Origin of the sequence: Acidovorax sp. LjRoot194 (assembly GCF_964253015.1) — a bacterium.
GTDB lineage: Bacteria > Pseudomonadota > Gammaproteobacteria > Burkholderiales > Burkholderiaceae_C > Acidovorax.
The window spans coordinates 3811642-3826698 of record NZ_CAXUQB020000001.1 but is presented as its reverse complement, the minus strand read 5'-3'; the positions used below and the strand labels follow the sequence as shown (position 1 = coordinate 3826698).

Sequence of the window (15057 nt, the reverse complement as noted above, 5' to 3'; positions counted from 1 at the left end):
TGTCAATACAATACACCACAAATTGCATGTGCCGCCTGGGCGGATGCGGCTATGCGCTTTCCCGCTCCACGATAGAAAAGCCGATGTCCACCACCGGCTCCGCCACGGACTTGCCGTCGGCACGGTCGGCGATCCACTGAGCCGCCATCTGCCCCATGCGCGTGCCGTCGATGCGCACGGTGGTGAGGCTGGGGCTCACCGTCTGCGCAAAGTCGATATCGCCAAAGCCCACTACGGCCAACCGGCCCGGCACGGTGATGCCGCGCACGCGCGCCTCGGTCAGCACACCCAGCGCCAGCATGTCGGAGCTGCAAAACACCGCGTCGATGTCCGGCGCGTCGGCCAGCAGCGCGGCCAGCCCGTCGCGGCCGTCGGCGTGCGTGGTGGGGGATTTGCCCAGCCGCACCGCCGGCTCGCGCAGGCCCAGGCGCAGGGCCGCGGCCTGGAAGCCGCGGGCGCGGCGGGCGGCGCGTTCGTCACCACCGCTGAGCAGCGCCAGGTGGCGCCGGCCCTTGGCAAACAGGTGCTCGCACACGGCCGCGCCCAGTTCTTCGTGGCGCAGGCCCACCAGCATGTCGATGGGGGTGTCGGTGAAGTCCCAGGTCTCCACGATGGGGATGCCCGATGCCATGAGCATGCGCCGCCCTTCGGGCGAATGCATGACCCCTGTGATCACGATGCCGTCGGGGCGCCGGCCGACGATGGCGCGCAGCAGTTCGTCCTCGCGCGAGTGCGCATAGCCGACCTGGCCCACCATCACCTGAAAGCCGCGCACTTCCAGCGCATCGGTGAGCGCCTGCACCATCTCGCCGAACAGGGGCCCGGTGAGGGTGGGCACCAGCGCGGTGACCACGTGGCTGCGCGCCGAGCGTAAGCCGCCCGCGACGAGGTTGGGCACGTAGCCCATGTTGGAGACGGCCTCCTGCACGCGCAAACGCGTGCGCTCCGATACCTGGTGCGGCGTGTTGATGGCGCGCGAGACGGTGATCATCGACACCCCTGCGCGCTCGGCCACCTCCCGCAGCGTGACCGCAGGGCGGTCGCGCGGTGCGGGGGCTGCTGTGGCGGGACTGGAGGGGGCTTGCATGGTCGGAGTCTATCGACAAGCAGTGTGGACTTGCCTCGTGGACTGGGTCGGCGGTGAGTCTGGTGCGGCTCAGTGTCGCAGTGGCCGGCGTAGCTGCCAGCCATGACGTTTCAGTGTCCAAAAAGCATCCCTCGACGTTATTGCCACGGCCTGACTGCCTGCGGATTTGAATAAAAATGGCTGCTACCGCTTGATAGTAAAGCGCTGGAAGCTATTAAAGGTATAGCAATACATCTTTGAGGAGGTTTTCGGAGCATAGCCATAGATATCCTACGACTAAGGGTTAACCTTAATGTCGAGTGATTTTGTTAACGTTAACATTTCGCTTGAAAAATGCAAATTCAGTGCATCTCACAGGAGCGCTCTGACACCTCAAAGGAGTTGTATGACTTCTTCAGTAGCCGACGACGCTGCGCTGGTGCCTGTTTTGTGCAATCTCCCACCCACCGATCTGACTGGATGACCATGAACCCGCAAGAACTCAAATCCATCATGGGCTCCGGCCTGCTGTCGTTCCCCATCACCGACTTCGACGAGCAGGGTGAATTCCGCCCCAAGACCTACATCGAGCGCCTGGAGTGGCTCGCCCCCTACGGCGCCAGCGCTTTGTTCGCCGCGGGCGGCACGGGTGAGTACTTCTCGCTGTCGGGCCCCGAGTACGGCCAGGTGGTGAAGACCGCGGTGGACACCTGCCGCGGCAAGGTGCCGATCATTGCCGGTGCCGGTGGCCCCACCCGCACCGCCATCGCCCATGCACAAGAAGCCGAGCGCCTGGGCGCCCACGGCATCCTGCTGCTGCCGCATTACCTGACCGAAGCCGGCCAGGAAGGCCTGATCGAGCATGTGGCCCAGGTGTGCGCCAGCGTGAAGTTCGGCGTCATCGTCTACAACCGCGACCGCACCAAGCTCACGGCCAACTCTTTGGCCATCCTGGCCGACCGCTGCCCCAACCTGATCGGCTTCAAGGACGGCGTGGGCAACATCGAGACCATGTCTTCGATCTTCATGAAGATGGGCGACCGCTTCTCCTACCTGGGCGGGCTGCCCACGGCCGAGGTGTATGCGGCTGCCTACAAGGCGCTGGGCACGCCGGTGTATTCGTCGGCGGTGTTCAACTTCATCCCCAAGACGGCGATGGAGTTCTACAAGGCCGTGGCGGCAGACGACATCGCCACGCAGCACAATCTGCTCAAGGAGTTCTTCATGCCCTACCTGGCCATCCGCAACCGGGTGGAAGGCTACGGTGTCTCCATCATCAAAGCGGGCGCCAAGATCGTGGGCCACGACGGCGGCCCGGTGCGCGCACCGCTGACGGACCTGAAGCCCGCCGAGGTGGAAGAGCTCAAGGCGCTGATCCAGAAGCTCGGGCCGCAGTAAACCCGCCGCGCGATCCCTCCTACCCAGGCAAGAGCCCACCCCAGGCCCCGCAGAGGGCTGTCGACACCATCCACCTTTGGAGACATCACCATGTTCATCAAGACGAAGACACTGCTGCTCATCGCCAGCGCCTGCACCCTGGCCCTGGGCGTGTCCGCCCAAACCGCACCCGCCGCCTGGCCTGAAAAGCCGGTGACCATCGTCGTGCCGTTCCCGGCCGGCGGTTCCACCGACATGGTGGCCCGCGCCATGGCGCAGCACATGGGCGACAAGCTGGGCCAGAACTTCGTGGTGGACAACCGCCCCGGTGCCACGGGCACGCTGGGCGCGGGAGCCGTCAAACGCGCCGCACCCGATGGCTACACGCTGCTGGTGTCGTCCCTGGGCGCCTTCGTCGTCGCGCCACACCTGCTCAAGAGCGTGCCGTACGACGCGCTCAAGGACTTCGACTACATCACCGTGCCTGTGCAGGCGCCCAATGTGCTGGTGGCCTCGCCGGCGCAAAAGGCACGCACCGTGAAGGAGGTGATCGCGCAGCTCAAGGCCAACCCTGGCAAGGTGAGCTTCGCCAGCTCGGGCAACGGTTCGTCAGACCACCTGTCTGCCGAGGTCTTCTGGCAGCAGAGCGGTACCGAGGGCTTGCACATTCCCTACAAGGGCGGCGCACCGGCCATCAACGATCTGCTGGGCGGGCAGGTGGAGTTTTCGTTCCAGAACGTGAACGCCGTGCTGCAGCACATTCGTGCGGGCAAGCTGCATGCAATCGCTGTGACAGGCGACAAGCGCAGCCCGGTGCTGCCCGACGTGCCCACCCTGGCAGAAGCTGGCGTGGCCGGTGCCGAGGTGTACTCGTGGCAAGGCATGGCCGCGCCCAAGGGTCTGCCCCCTGCCGTCAAAAAGAAACTCTCGGACGCTGCCATCGCCGCCATGAACGACCCTGCCGTGAAGAAGCGGATGCTCGACCAGGGCCTGGAGATCGTGGCCAGCACGCCCGAAGCCTTCACCGCCTACCAGGCTCGCGAATTTGCGCGATGGAAGACAGTCATCGAGACCCGCAAGATCACTGCCGATTGAGAGCGACTCAAAAAGCTCTTCTGGCGTTGTTGCTCCGTCTTGTCGTGCTACCCGCACTTACCCGCACTGCCTGCGACGTAGCGCCTGGCCAGAACCGCTTCGCCGAGGTTTGTGAGCCGCTTTGACACGAAAGACCCGGGGGGCGCTCCCCCCATATTCCAGAACACCATGACCACCTCTTCCAACCCTTCTGCCGCCAGCACCCCCGTCGTCACCGAGCTGCGCGTGGTGCCCGTGGCGGGCCACGACAGCATGCTCATGAACCTGAGCGGCGCGCACGGCCCGTTCTTCACGCGCAACCTGATCATCCTGCGCGACAGCGCTGGCAACACCGGGGTGGGCGAGGTACCCGGTGGCGAGAAGATCCGCCAGACCATCGAGGATGCACGGCCGCTGATCGTGGGCCGGCCCATCGGCCACCACAACGCCGTGCTCAACGCCATGCGCGCCCAGTTTGCCGACCGCGATGCGGGCGGGCGTGGACTGCAGACGTTCGACCTGCGCATCACCATCCACGCCGTGACGGCGGTGGAGTCGGCATTCCTTGACCTGCTGGGCCAGCACCTGAACGTGCCTGTGGCCGCGCTGCTGGGCGACGGCGTGCAGCGCGAGGCGGTGCAGATGCTGGGGTATCTGTTCTACGTGGGCGATCGCGCAAAGACCGACCTGGCCTACCGCACCGAGCCTGGTGCTGACAACGATTGGTTCCGCCTGCGCAACGAGAAGGCCATGACGGCCGACGGCATCGTGCGCCTGGCCGAGGCCGCGTACGAGCGCTACGGCTTTGCCGACTTCAAGCTCAAGGGTGGCGTGCTGCGCGGCGAGGAAGAGGTCGAGGCCATCCGCGCGCTGCACGAGCGCTTTCCGGAAGCGCGGGTGACGCTGGACCCCAACGGCGGCTGGCTGTTGAAAGACGCCATCCGCATCACCCGCGACCTGCATGGCGTCATGGCCTATGCAGAAGACCCCTGCGGCGCCGAAGGCGTGTTCTCGGGCCGCGAGGTGATGGCCGAGTTTCGCCGCGCCACCGGCCTGCCCACCGCTACCAACATGGTGGCCACCGACTGGCGCGAGATGGCCCACAGCTTGGCCTTGCAGTCGGTGGACATCCCGCTGGCCGACCCGCACTTCTGGACCATGGCCGGATCGGTGCGCGTGGCGCAGATGTGCCAGGCTTTCGGCCTGACCTGGGGCTCGCATTCGAACAACCACTTCGACGTCTCGCTCGCCATGTTCACCCACGTCGGCGCCGCCGCCCCCGGCCGGGTCACGGCCATCGACACGCACTGGATCTGGCAGGACGGTGAGCGCCTGACGAAGGAGCCTTTCCAGATCAAGCACGGCTTCATCCAGCTCCCCAAGAAGCCCGGCCTGGGCGTGGAGCTGGACATGGATGAAGTAGAGCGTGCCCACCGCCTGTATCTGGAGCACGGCCTGGGCGCACGCGACGATGCGATCGCCATGCAGTACCTGATTCCGGGCTGGAAGTTCAACAACAAGTCGCCGTGCATGGTGCGTTGAACGAAGAGGCTGTGCCATATCGCCAAGGCACAGCCAGGGTGCTAAATAACGCGTGACGAGCCAGTTCAGCGCGAAGACGACACCCAGCAAAAAGCCCCGAAGTTCGGGGCTTTTTGCGTTGGGCGGGGAGTAGGGCCGCTCAGGCCGTCCGGTCTTCAGCCCGGCGCCGGGGCAGCTGGCGCTTGACGGACGGACGCTGCAACCGCTGCTTGGGGTCGGCGCCATCCGGCAGCCCTGTGGCGCGCTGCAGCTGCAAATGCGCCACCAGGCCACCCGTGCTGGAGTTGGCCAGCGCAAAGATGCCACCCATGCGCTGCACGGTCTTGTCCACGATGGACAGGCCCAGGCCCGCGCCCGCAGCGGCGGTGCGCGCGGAGTCGCCACGGAAGAAGGGCTTGGTCAGGTTGGACAACTGCTCGGGCGGCACGCCGGGGCCGTGGTCGCGCAGCTTGACGAGTACCCAGTTTTCACGGCCCTTGGCGACGATGTCCACGTTGGTGATGCCGGTGTCCTCGGCCTTGCCGTAGCGCCGGGCGTTTTCGAGCAGGTTGGAGATCACGCGCGCCAGCTCCACCTCGTCGGCCAGCACGTTCAGGTCTTCGGGTACTGACATCGTGATCTGCAACTCGCGGTGGTCCTGCACCGCGTAGACGCACGACGACACCACGGCATGCAGGTTCACCGGCGTGAGCGTGACGTGATCAGGCCGCGCGTAGTCCAGGAACTTGTCGATGGTGGCGTCAAGCTGCACGATGTCGGCCACCATGTGCTCGCGTGCCACTTCGTCGTTCACGCTCATCTCGGTTTCGAGCCGCAGGCGCGCCAAGGGCGTGCGCAGGTCGTGCGAGATGCCGGCCAGCATCACCGCGCGGTCCTGCTCCAGCTTGGCCAGCTTTTGCGCCATGCGGTTGAAGCCGATGTTGACCTCCCGGATCTCACTGGTCACCACCTCTTCATCCAGATGGCTGGCCGCAAAATCACCATCCTTCACGCGGTTGGCAGCGTACGACAGCTGCTTGAGCGGACGATTGATCAGCCGCGCAATCGCTGCAGCACCGGCCAGCGACAAAGCGCCTGCGGTGATGAGCCAAATGAGCCAGGTGCGGCCACCTGCCGGGCTGAACCGCGAGCGGTCCATCAGCAGCCAATTGGGGTCGCCGTTGATGTTGAAGCCCACCCACAGGCCGGTCTCGCCGTTCACGTTCTGTGCCACGATGGTGTCGGGCCCCAGGCGCTGCGTGAGCTCGTCAGTGAGGCGGTTGCCCAGGGCCGTGCCTTCGAGCAACTCGAATTTGTCCTTGGGCTCGCGCGGCAGGATTCGCACACCCTCCTGGTCGGCCATGGTCTTGATGAGCGAGACGCGTGCAATCGCGTCCGAATGCACCAATGCCGCACGGCTCAGGTTGACCAGCGATGCGATCTGCTGGGCGGTGTGCAGGGTGCGCGGCTCGAACTCCAGCGCCCGCAGCGTCTGCAGCCAGGCCAGGATACTGCCCACCAGCAGCAAGGCCAGCAGGAAGAAAGTGCGCCAGAAAAGGTTGAGCCCCACGCGTGCGCGCTGCTCCCGCGCAAGGCGCAGGGCTTCGAGCGGCGCGGGGCTGGTGGCGTCTGCCGGGGCAGTCACGGACTGCCGGAATGGTGGTCTCGGCTTGCCGTCATTCTTTCGCATGAACAGGGGCTCAGCTGGTTCCGTCCGGCACGAACACGTAGCCGACGCCCCACACCGTCTGGATGTAGCGCGGTGCGGCCGCATCGACCTCGACCAGCTTGCGCAGGCGCGAGACCTGGACGTCCAGGCTGCGGTCGAAGGGCTCGAACTCACGGCCGCGTGCCAGCAGGGCCAGCTTCTCGCGCGACAGCGGTTGGCGCGGGTGGCGCACCAGCGCCTTGAGCATCGCGAATTCACCGGTGGTCAGTGGCAGTTCTTCACCATTGCGCTGCAAGGCACGCGTGCCCAGGTCAAAGGTGAACGGGCCGAAGGTGACGACCTCGTTGTCGCCCGACGGAGCGCCGGGAGCCTCTTGCGCGGGGCGGCGGCGCAGCACGGCGTGAATGCGGGCCAGCAGTTCGCGGGGGTTGAAAGGCTTGCCCAGATAGTCGTCGGCGCCCACTTCCAGGCCCACGATGCGGTCCACGTCCTCGCCCTTGGCGGTGAGCATGATGATGGGGGTGCGGTCATTGGCGGCGCGCAGGCGGCGGCAAATCGACAAACCATCTTCGCCCGGCATCATCAGGTCCAGCACGATGATGTCCACGGTCTCGCGCAGGAGCAGGCGGTTGAGCGCCTTGCCGTCTTCCGCGACCATGACCTCGAAGCCTTCCTGGGTCAGATAGCGGCGCAGCAAATCACGGATTCGGGCGTCGTCGTCCACCACGAGAACTTTGTCGGTGCGATTGGTTGTTGTGGCCATGTAGATCTCAAGTCCAATTTGTAACAGAGCCGATTCTGACCACTTGGAACGCCGAAGTTCGGGTTTTGGGGTGTGGTTTGACCAACTGTTACAAGTTTTGCCCAGCTTCGCACGCTGGTGCGGCGCGCTTCAAACGGTGCGCCACGCCGTGCGGTTATGGTGGTGGCCGCACACGCCCACACGGAGGCTGTGTACAGCCATTAAGGACCTTCTGACCATGAAAAAAACTACCAAAATGATAGCTGCCAGCGCCCTGCTGGCTTGCGCTGGAGCCGCCTTTGCGCAAACCGCTGCACAGGCCACCGAGCCCCGCAACGTAGTGCAGTTATCGGCCACGGGCACGGTCGAAGTGCAGCAGGACCTGCTGGTGCTCAACCTGGCCACGAGCAAGGAGGCGGCAGATGCAGCCACCGTGCAGACCCAGCTCAAGCAGGCGCTTGACACCGCCTTGACCGAAGCCAAGCGCAACGCGCAGCCAGGGCAACTGGACGTGCGAACCGGCCCGTTCGGCCTGTACCCACGGTATGGCAAGGACGGCAAGATCAATGGCTGGCAGGGCAGGGCGGAGCTGGTGCTGGAAGGGCGTGACTTCTCGCGCATCACCACCACCGCCGGCAAGATCCAGACCATGGCCATCAGCCAGGTGGCGTTCGGCCTGTCGCGCGAAGCACGCGCCAAGGTGGAGGGCGAGGCCCAGACCCAGGCCATCGAGCAGTTCAAGGCACGCGCGGCGGATCTGGCCAAGGGCTTCGGCTTCAGCGGCTACAGCCTGCGCGAAGTGGCGGTGAACAGCAACGAGTCGATGCCCGGTCCGCGCCCCCGCATGATGGCTGCCGAGGCCAAGATGGGTTCGTTCTCGGACTCCGCGGTGCCGGTAGAAGCAGGCAAGGCCCAGGTCATTGTGAACGTGTCGGGCTCCGTGCAGATGCGTTGACGGAACCACCCGCCGCCACGCGTCGAAGGCGTGTGGAGGGTGGGCACCAATGGAAAAGCGCCGGCCGTTGTGGCAGGCGCTTTTTTTCTAGGAAGGCTCCACGGCGCGGGAGCATCAGGCCCGCAGTGCTTATTGCGCAGCCCAGCCGCCGTCCATGTTCCACGCCACACCGCGCACGTTGTTGGCGGCAGGGGAGCAGAAGAACACCGCCAGCTCGCCCAGTTCTTCGGGCGTGGTGAACTGCATCGACGGCTCTTTTTCGCCCAGCAGCAGCTTCTTGGCGTCTTCGTTCGACAGGCCATGCTCCTGTGCCTTGGCATCCACCTGCTTTTGCACCAGCGGTGTGAGCACCCAGCCGGGGCAGATGGCGTTGCAGGTGACGCCCGTCGTGGCGTTCTCGAGCGCGGTCACCTTGGTCAGGCCGACGATGCCGTGCTTGGCCGCCACGTAGGCCGACTTCTGCGCCGAGCCCACCAGGCCATGCACCGAGGCCACATTGATGATGCGGCCCCAGTTCGCGATCTTCATGGCCGGCAGCGCCAGGCGGGACGTGTGAAACGCGCTGGAGAGGTTGATGGCAATGACCGAATCCCAGCGCTCGACCGGGAAGTCTTCCACGTTGGCCACGTGCTGAATGCCCGCGTTGTTGACCAGGATGTCCACGCGTCCGAACTGCGAGGCGCTGTACTTCATCATGTCCTCGATATCCGCCGCACGGCTCATGTCGGCCCCGTGGTAGGCCACCTGGATGCCTGCCGATTCGCCGGCGGCCAGTACTTCAGCGCGCGGGCCTTCCACATCACCAAAACCATTGAGCACGATGTTGGCGCCCTGGCGGGCCAGGGCCTTGGCGATGCCAAGACCAATGCCGCTGGTGGAGCCGGTGACGAGGGCGGTTTTGCCTTTCAGCATGAGAGTCTCTCCCGAATGAATTACGATGCAACGCAGCTGATTATCAAGCGCTGCTCCCGGATTCCGCACCCCATGATTGAACCTACGCTGAACTACGTACTGTGCCCTGGTCCCGCAGCGGCACCGGTGGCAGCAGGCACAGCGCCTGCCCCTGCACAGCAGCATCGCATGGCGTACTGGGAATGGAACGCGACGGGTGATCCGTCACATCCGCATGTGGTGGTCTGCGTGCACGGCCTGTCGCGCCAGGGCCGCGATTTCGACACGCTGGCCGCAGCGCTCTCCCGGCATGCGCGTGTGGTGTGCCCTGACGTGGTGGGCCGGGGCCGCAGCGACTGGCTGGCAGATCCCATGTCTTACCAGATCCCTCAGTACGCAGCCGACATGTTGTCGCTGGTGGCGCAACTGCACCAGCAGGCACCCATCGCCACGCTGGACTGGGTGGGCACGAGCATGGGGGGCCTTATCGGCATGGGCGTTGCGGGCCAGCCGGGCCTGCCGCTGCCGGTACCCGTGCGGCGCCTGGTGCTCAACGATGTCGGGCCTGTCATCGAGTGGCAGGCGCTGCAGCGCATCGGGCAGTACCTGGGACAGATGGCCCGTTTTGAATCGGTGGAGCAGGCGGCCCAGGCGATGTGGGCCGTTTCCACCAGCTTTGGGCCGCACACACAGGCACAGTGGCTCGAACTGTCTCGAGCCATGGTCCGGCCGTTGCCAGACGGCGGCGTGACGCTGCACTACGACCCCCAGATCGCGGTGCCTTTCAAGGCGTTGACGCAAGACATGGCGGCTGCGGGCGAGGCCGCGCTGTGGCAGCTGTATGACCACATCACCGCACACACGCTGCTGCTGCGCGGTGCCCAGTCGGATCTATTGTCCCGCGACACAGCGCAAGCCATGACGCAGCGCGGTCCCCGGGCGCGTGTGGTCGAGTTCGAAGGCGTGGGCCATGCGCCCACGCTGGTGGCGGCAGACCAGGTCGCAGCCGTCACAGGCTTCTTGCTGGCAGCAGAAGGTGCAGCGGCTGGATGAAAACCAATCTCTCCGCTTCTGCTATCGCTTCCCCCCAGCCAGACGCCGTTCCGCAGCTGATTGCTGCCACCGCGCACACGCTGCCGGAGCAGGTGAATGCTCTGGTCCGCGCGCGCGCCTTCGCCGAGCCGCTGATGGCCGGCGAAACACTCGATTCGGGTGAGAACACGCTGGCCCACGCAGACGCCGTGGCGGTCATCCTCAAAGGCATTGGTGGCTCCGAGGCCATGCAGGCGGCCAGCTATCTGGTGCATGCCTGCATTCACCTGACCAAGCCACAGGAGGTGATCTCCAAAGCGTTTGGCGAGAACTTTGCGGCGCTGGCGGTTGAAACCACCAAGCTCATGCGTGTGCAGCAGCAGGCACGCGCCGGAGACCGGGTGGATGGCCAGGCACTGCAGACCGAGAACGTGCGCAAGATGCTGCTGGCCTTCTCGCGCGACCTGCGGGTGGTCATGCTGCGACTGGCCTCGCGCCTGCAGACGCTGCGCTTTCATGCGGCCAGCAAACGGCCCGTGCCGCCCAGCTTGGCGCGTGAATCGCTGCAAGTGTTTGCCCCCCTGGCCAACCGCCTGGGCATCTGGCAAATCAAGTGGGAGCTGGAGGACCTGTCGTTCCGGTTTCTGGAGCCCGACACCTACAAGGAAGTGGCCCGCCTGCTCGACGAGAAACGCGGCGAGCGCGAGGTCTACATGGTGCAGCTGCGCTCGCGCGTCGAGGCTGACCTGCGCGCCCACAGCATCAGTGCCAGCGTGCAGGGCCGCCCCAAGCACATCTACAGCATCGTCAAGAAGATGCGCGGCAAGTCGCTCAACTTCGACCAGGTGCTGGACATCCGCGCGCTGCGTGTGGTCGTGCCCACCGTCAAGGACTGCTACGCGGCCCTGAGCTGGGTGCACCAGCAGTTCAAGCCCATGGTCGAGGAGTTCGACGACTACATCGCCAAGCCCAAGCCCAACGGCTATCAGTCTCTGCACACCATCGTGCGCGACGACAACGGCAAGCCCATCGAAATCCAGATCCGCACGCAGGCCATGCACGACCATGCCGAACACGGCGTGGCAGCCCACTGGGCCTACAAGGAGGCTGGCAGCAAAGGATACGCTGGCGTGTCGGCCACCGGCGAGTACGATGCCAAGATCGCCGTGCTGCGCCAGTTGCTGGCCTGGGAGCGCGACCTGTCGGGCAATGAGTCCAACAGCGGCCTTTTTGAAGACCGCATCTATGTGCTGACCCCCGACGCCGCCGTGGTCGAGCTGCAGCAGGGCGCAACCCCGGTGGACTTTGCCTATGCGGTGCACACCAGCGTGGGGCACCGCTGCCGCGGTGCGCGTGTGGATGGCGCGATGGTGCCGCTCAACACCCCGCTGCAGAACGGGCAGACGGTGGAAATCTCCACCGTCAAGGAGGGCCGTCCGTCGCGCGACTGGCTCAACGCGGACCTGGGCTACCTGACGAGCCACCGCGCCAAGGCCAAGGTGCGCGCCTGGTTCAACGCCCAGGCCACGCACGAAACCATCGGCCGCGGCCGCGAGTCGGTCGAAAAACTGCTGCAGCGCGAAGGCAAGACCGCGATCAGGCTGGACGACCTGGCGGCGCAGCTCGGGTTCAAGTCTGCCGACGCATTGTTCGAAGTGGTGGGCAAGGATGAGTTTTCGCTGCGCAACATAGAGACCGTGCTGCGCCCGCCCGAGCCGGTGCGGCAGCCCGATGACTATCTGCTGCTCAAGAAAACCCGTACCAACGAGTCGGCCCCCAAAGGCGGTGTGCTGGTGGTAGGCATCGATTCGTTGATGACGCAGCTGGCCAAGTGCTGCAAGCCCGCGCCGCCGGATGACATCCGCGGCTTCGTCACCCGCGGAAAAGGCGTGAGCGTGCACCGCGCGGACTGCAGCAACTTTCGCGAGATGGCGGCACGCAGTGTGGAGCGGGTGATCGAGGTGGAGTGGGGCGTGCCCAAAACTGCTGCCCAGACTGCCGTCTATCCCGTCGATGTGGCCGTGGAAGCCGCAGACCGCCAAGGGCTGCTGCGTGACATCTCGGAAGTCTTTGCCCGCGAGAAAACCAACGTGATCGGCGTGCAGACACAGTCGGTCAAAGGCACGGCTTGGATGACATTCACGGTCGAGGTCGCCGACTCGGGGCGGTTGAACAAGGTGCTGGGTATAGTCGCCGCCGTGCCGGGGGTGCGTTCAGCGCGCCGGCGTTGATAGGGGGCTGGGCGCGATGTGGGTGAACGACTCCACCACTGACTTGCACCGATTTCGCTCCAAGTTCCGGTAGAGCCGATTTTTATGGCTATAATCGAAAGCTGTACAACGACAGGCGCGTAGCTCAGCTGGTTAGAGCACCACCTTGACATGGTGGGGGTCGTTGGTTCGAGTCCAATCGCGCCTACCAAGTTTTCAATCGAAGCAGACCAGGCTTCGAAGCCGCTGAAAACTTGGCAACACAAGCCGCTCTCACAGAGCGGCTTTTTTGTTTCCCTCGCCAGATTCAGTGACGGCCTTTGCCAGGTTCGTCCTTTGTGCTGAAGGCTCGCGTGTACCTCTTCCATCAGCAGTAACTCTTCCTCACGATTGGCTTTTGTCTGACACGTCTGGCAGGGGTGCCACGGTACCTTCAATGCTCTACAGAGAAGGGTTACATCATGAATATCTCGTCCAATCCGCAAGCCGCAGGCCAACGTGTCGTGGACACTGACCCTGAAATGGGCATGTATGACATTCGGGTGTTCTGGTTTGCTGCCTTTGCGTCGGTGCTGGCAGTGCTGATGGTGGCCTATTTCAAGATGGGCTATCAGTTCTGATCGTAAAAACAGGGTCCTTCGGTCCATTGCCTGTTGATCGGTCAGGTGCTCAGCCCTCATACTCGCTGATCATTTCAAGGAAGAACGCACATGGCCCAGGACCCGAACATCGCGCTGGCGCGCACACTGCATCAATCGTGCGTACTGGCGGCCGCCCAGATTCAGGAAGCCCAAAGCTTGGCCACTGAGTTGTTCCCGACGGCGGCTATTTCTCGCGCAGATATTCTGGGCATCGCGCAGGTGATTGCCATCAACCATGCCGCCTTGGCAGGCGCATCGTCTTCAAAGTGAGACGGCGCTTAGGTTCATCCCAAGGTCAACTCAACACCTGCGTCCCCAAGTCAGCAGTTGGCTCGCAGGTATCTATAGCAGCGTCAAGCCGGGTGAATGCCAGCGTAAGAGCTGGCATGGAACTACGACACATCAATCTCAGTTGAAATGCGGCGGTGGGTCCTGCACCGGCGGAGTTCCGGGCTGGGCTGGAGGGTCGCCTTGTGGCGAGTCAGGCGTCCAGGGAACGGGGTTGTCCACGGGCGGAAACGGTGGAACAGGGGAAGGAGCTGGAGTTTCCATGGCTGGGGTCCTTGTGGTGTTGAGGGGATGAAGAACTGCTTTCAATAAGCCAACCTTACGGATGACGGCGGCGGCTTGGTGCCAGAGAACACCCCGATCAACCCGCAGTGGCAGGATGACACCCAATGTGCGAAGCTTGTAGACCACCGTCACAAGCCCTCACCCAGGTTTGACGTGCCTGCAATGGGTGAGCGAGCATCAACAGGCATGCGCACCTGCGGCAAACAGTCCGGATATTCCCTCTGGATAAAAGTGACGAGCGCCTCACGCACCCGGCAACGCAAATCGAACGCCAGCCCCGACGATCGTGCCGACACCAGTACGCGGATCTGGATGGTCCGCTCGGTGACGTCGGTCAGTTGCAGAACGCTCACCCGTTTGTCCCATTCCGGCGCGGCGTCCAGCACGCGTTGAAGCTCCGCCCGCAGTGGCTCCAGCGGCAACCGGTAGTCTGCATACAAAAACACCGTGCCCAGAATTTCAGAGCTTGTGCGCGTCCAGTTCTGAAAAGGGTGCTCGATGAACCACTGCAGAGGAATGATCAGCCGCCGCTCATCCCAGATGCGCAGCACCACGTAGGTGGACGTGATCTCCTCCACACGCCCCCATTCGCCTTCGATGATGAGCACGTCATCGATGCGGATGGGCTGTGCCAGCGCAATCTGCAGCCCGGCAATCATGTTGCTGAAAACAGGCCGGGCTGCGATGCCCGCCACGATGCCCACCACCCCCGCCGATGCAAGCAGGCTGGCGCCGACCTGCCGGGCGCCCGGAAAGGTCATGAGCATGAGCGCCACGCCCGCCATCACCACGCCGGTCATCGCCGTGCGTGCCAGCACGCGGGCCTGGGTGGCAATGCGGCGGGCAGTGAGGTTGTCTTCCACATCGGCAGGGTGGCGCGCCACGATGCCGTTGGCCAGCGCCTGTATGGCATTGATGGCGAGCCAGCAGGTACCTGCAATCAGTGCCAACCCGTTCAGGTGCCGGACACCCGCAATGTGCCTGATGTCGTCACTGGCCCCTTGCCAGACGGCCTGCAGTGCAACCAGCGGCAGCAGCACACGCATGACCGGAATGCATGCCACGACCACGGTGTGCACCAGGGGGAGTGGGGCGGTCACACGGCGCAGCACGACGGCCGTGATGCGGTGGACGATGGCGGCGACGAGTGCAGCCGCCAGAGCGATCAGCGCCGTCGATGACCAGGGAGTGAGCGACGGAAACTCAACCATCACACACCCGCCGAGCAAGGTCGGCGGGCCTGTCGTTGGGTCCGCTGGAGTGGAGGGAAAAGTGGGACCGGTATGGCGTCAAGTGGAAATGACTG

The 15057-nt window shown here is 64.4% G+C and carries 14 protein-coding genes and 1 tRNA gene; 9 read left to right on the top strand and 6 right to left on the bottom strand.

Going from position 1 to position 15057, the window contains the following annotated elements; translation table 11 throughout:
* Positions 1-49 precede the first annotated feature (49 nt).
* Positions 50-1087, bottom strand: coding sequence for a LacI family DNA-binding transcriptional regulator (locus ACSQ3N_RS17310; protein ID WP_436146934.1), 1038 nt, complete (start codon positions 1085-1087; stop codon positions 50-52).
* A gap of 465 nt (positions 1088-1552) precedes the next feature.
* On the opposite strand from ACSQ3N_RS17310, the gene kdgD reads away from it, so the two are divergent.
* The 3 genes from kdgD (at position 1553) to gudD (ending at position 5059) form a co-directional block, all read left to right on the top strand.
* Positions 1553-2464: a 5-dehydro-4-deoxyglucarate dehydratase gene (gene kdgD, locus ACSQ3N_RS17305; RefSeq protein WP_436146933.1), complete on the top strand. Its 912-nt coding sequence runs from the start codon at positions 1553-1555 to the stop codon at positions 2462-2464.
* A gap of 90 nt (positions 2465-2554) precedes the next feature.
* Positions 2555-3538, top strand: a complete 984-nt coding sequence (locus ACSQ3N_RS17300) for a Bug family tripartite tricarboxylate transporter substrate binding protein (RefSeq protein ID WP_056164917.1) — start codon at positions 2555-2557, stop codon at positions 3536-3538.
* A 168-nt stretch (positions 3539-3706) separates the two neighbouring features.
* A complete protein-coding gene (gudD, locus tag ACSQ3N_RS17295) occupies positions 3707-5059 on the top strand; it encodes a glucarate dehydratase (RefSeq protein WP_436146932.1) in 1353 nt (450 codons plus the stop codon).
* Positions 5060-5198: 139 nt separating this feature from the next.
* Here gudD and ACSQ3N_RS17290 read toward each other — a convergent pair whose 3' ends face one another.
* Positions 5199-6728 carry an ATP-binding protein gene (locus tag ACSQ3N_RS17290; RefSeq protein WP_056164921.1) on the bottom strand — a complete coding sequence of 510 codons (1530 nt, stop codon included), beginning with the start codon at positions 6726-6728 and terminating at the stop codon, positions 5199-5201.
* Positions 6729-6738: 10 nt separating this feature from the next.
* Positions 6739-7470, bottom strand: a complete 732-nt coding sequence (ompR, locus tag ACSQ3N_RS17285; protein WP_010460834.1) for an osmolarity response regulator transcription factor OmpR — start codon at positions 7468-7470, stop codon at positions 6739-6741.
* A gap of 217 nt (positions 7471-7687) precedes the next feature.
* Here ompR and ACSQ3N_RS17280 point away from each other — a divergent pair, with 217 nt between their 5' ends.
* The gene (locus tag ACSQ3N_RS17280; RefSeq protein ID WP_436146931.1) at positions 7688-8404 is read left to right on the top strand and encodes an SIMPL domain-containing protein; all 717 of its coding nucleotides are present in this window, start codon (positions 7688-7690) and stop codon (positions 8402-8404) included.
* 129 nt (positions 8405-8533) lie between these two features.
* On the opposite strand, the gene ACSQ3N_RS17275 is transcribed toward ACSQ3N_RS17280, so the two are convergent.
* Positions 8534-9316: a 3-hydroxybutyrate dehydrogenase gene (locus tag ACSQ3N_RS17275; protein WP_436146930.1), complete on the bottom strand. Its 783-nt coding sequence runs from the start codon at positions 9314-9316 to the stop codon at positions 8534-8536.
* A 72-nt stretch (positions 9317-9388) separates the two neighbouring features.
* On the opposite strand from ACSQ3N_RS17275, the gene ACSQ3N_RS17270 reads away from it, so the two are divergent.
* The 5 genes from ACSQ3N_RS17270 (at position 9389) to ACSQ3N_RS17250 (ending at position 13448) form a co-directional block, all read left to right on the top strand.
* Positions 9389-10348, top strand: coding sequence for an alpha/beta fold hydrolase (locus ACSQ3N_RS17270; protein ID WP_436146929.1), 960 nt, complete (start codon positions 9389-9391; stop codon positions 10346-10348).
* On the top strand, positions 10345-12558 hold the full coding sequence (locus ACSQ3N_RS17265; RefSeq protein ID WP_436146928.1) for a RelA/SpoT family protein: 2214 nt from the start codon (positions 10345-10347) through the stop codon (positions 12556-12558). Before ACSQ3N_RS17270 ends, ACSQ3N_RS17265 begins: the two co-directional genes overlap by 4 nt.
* 113 nt (positions 12559-12671) lie before the next feature.
* Positions 12672-12748 (top strand) — tRNA-Val (locus ACSQ3N_RS17260).
* Between the two features lie 250 nt (positions 12749-12998).
* A complete protein-coding gene (locus ACSQ3N_RS17255) occupies positions 12999-13157 on the top strand; it encodes a hypothetical protein (protein ID WP_156371980.1) in 159 nt (52 codons plus the stop codon).
* A 90-nt stretch (positions 13158-13247) separates the two neighbouring features.
* Positions 13248-13448: a hypothetical protein gene (locus tag ACSQ3N_RS17250; RefSeq protein ID WP_056164927.1), complete on the top strand. Its 201-nt coding sequence runs from the start codon at positions 13248-13250 to the stop codon at positions 13446-13448.
* A 138-nt stretch (positions 13449-13586) separates the two neighbouring features.
* Here ACSQ3N_RS17250 and ACSQ3N_RS17245 read toward each other — a convergent pair whose 3' ends face one another.
* Together ACSQ3N_RS17245 and ACSQ3N_RS17240 are read right to left on the bottom strand one after the other, a co-directional pair.
* Complete coding sequence (locus tag ACSQ3N_RS17245; protein ID WP_156371981.1) at positions 13587-13730, bottom strand: hypothetical protein; 144 nt, start codon at positions 13728-13730, stop codon at positions 13587-13589.
* A gap of 149 nt (positions 13731-13879) precedes the next feature.
* Positions 13880-14962 (bottom strand): mechanosensitive ion channel family protein, encoded by a 1083-nt coding sequence (locus ACSQ3N_RS17240; RefSeq protein ID WP_056164930.1) that lies wholly within the window; start codon positions 14960-14962, stop codon positions 13880-13882.
* Between the last annotated feature and the right edge of the window lie 95 nt (positions 14963-15057).

What these genes read in the sequence shown, in the direction of transcription:
- ACSQ3N_RS17310 (WP_436146934.1), bottom strand. Translation starts at nt 1,087, where the DNA reads ATGCAAGCCCCCTCCAGTCCCGCCACAGCAGCCCCCGCACCGCGCGAC.
- kdgD (WP_436146933.1), top strand. Translation starts at nt 1,553, where the DNA reads ATGAACCCGCAAGAACTCAAATCCATCATGGGCTCCGGCCTGCTGTCG.
- ACSQ3N_RS17300 (WP_056164917.1), top strand. Translation starts at nt 2,555, where the DNA reads ATGTTCATCAAGACGAAGACACTGCTGCTCATCGCCAGCGCCTGCACC.
- gudD (WP_436146932.1), top strand. Translation starts at nt 3,707, where the DNA reads ATGACCACCTCTTCCAACCCTTCTGCCGCCAGCACCCCCGTCGTCACC.
- ACSQ3N_RS17290 (WP_056164921.1), bottom strand. Translation starts at nt 6,728, where the DNA reads ATGCGAAAGAATGACGGCAAGCCGAGACCACCATTCCGGCAGTCCGTG.
- ompR (WP_010460834.1), bottom strand. Translation starts at nt 7,470, where the DNA reads ATGGCCACAACAACCAATCGCACCGACAAAGTTCTCGTGGTGGACGAC.
- ACSQ3N_RS17280 (WP_436146931.1), top strand. Translation starts at nt 7,688, where the DNA reads ATGAAAAAAACTACCAAAATGATAGCTGCCAGCGCCCTGCTGGCTTGC.
- ACSQ3N_RS17275 (WP_436146930.1), bottom strand. Translation starts at nt 9,316, where the DNA reads ATGCTGAAAGGCAAAACCGCCCTCGTCACCGGCTCCACCAGCGGCATT.
- ACSQ3N_RS17270 (WP_436146929.1), top strand. Translation starts at nt 9,389, where the DNA reads ATGATTGAACCTACGCTGAACTACGTACTGTGCCCTGGTCCCGCAGCG.
- ACSQ3N_RS17265 (WP_436146928.1), top strand. Translation starts at nt 10,345, where the DNA reads ATGAAAACCAATCTCTCCGCTTCTGCTATCGCTTCCCCCCAGCCAGAC.
- ACSQ3N_RS17255 (WP_156371980.1), top strand. Translation starts at nt 12,999, where the DNA reads ATGAATATCTCGTCCAATCCGCAAGCCGCAGGCCAACGTGTCGTGGAC.
- ACSQ3N_RS17250 (WP_056164927.1), top strand. Translation starts at nt 13,248, where the DNA reads ATGGCCCAGGACCCGAACATCGCGCTGGCGCGCACACTGCATCAATCG.
- ACSQ3N_RS17245 (WP_156371981.1), bottom strand. Translation starts at nt 13,730, where the DNA reads ATGGAAACTCCAGCTCCTTCCCCTGTTCCACCGTTTCCGCCCGTGGAC.
- ACSQ3N_RS17240 (WP_056164930.1), bottom strand. Translation starts at nt 14,962, where the DNA reads ATGGTTGAGTTTCCGTCGCTCACTCCCTGGTCATCGACGGCGCTGATC.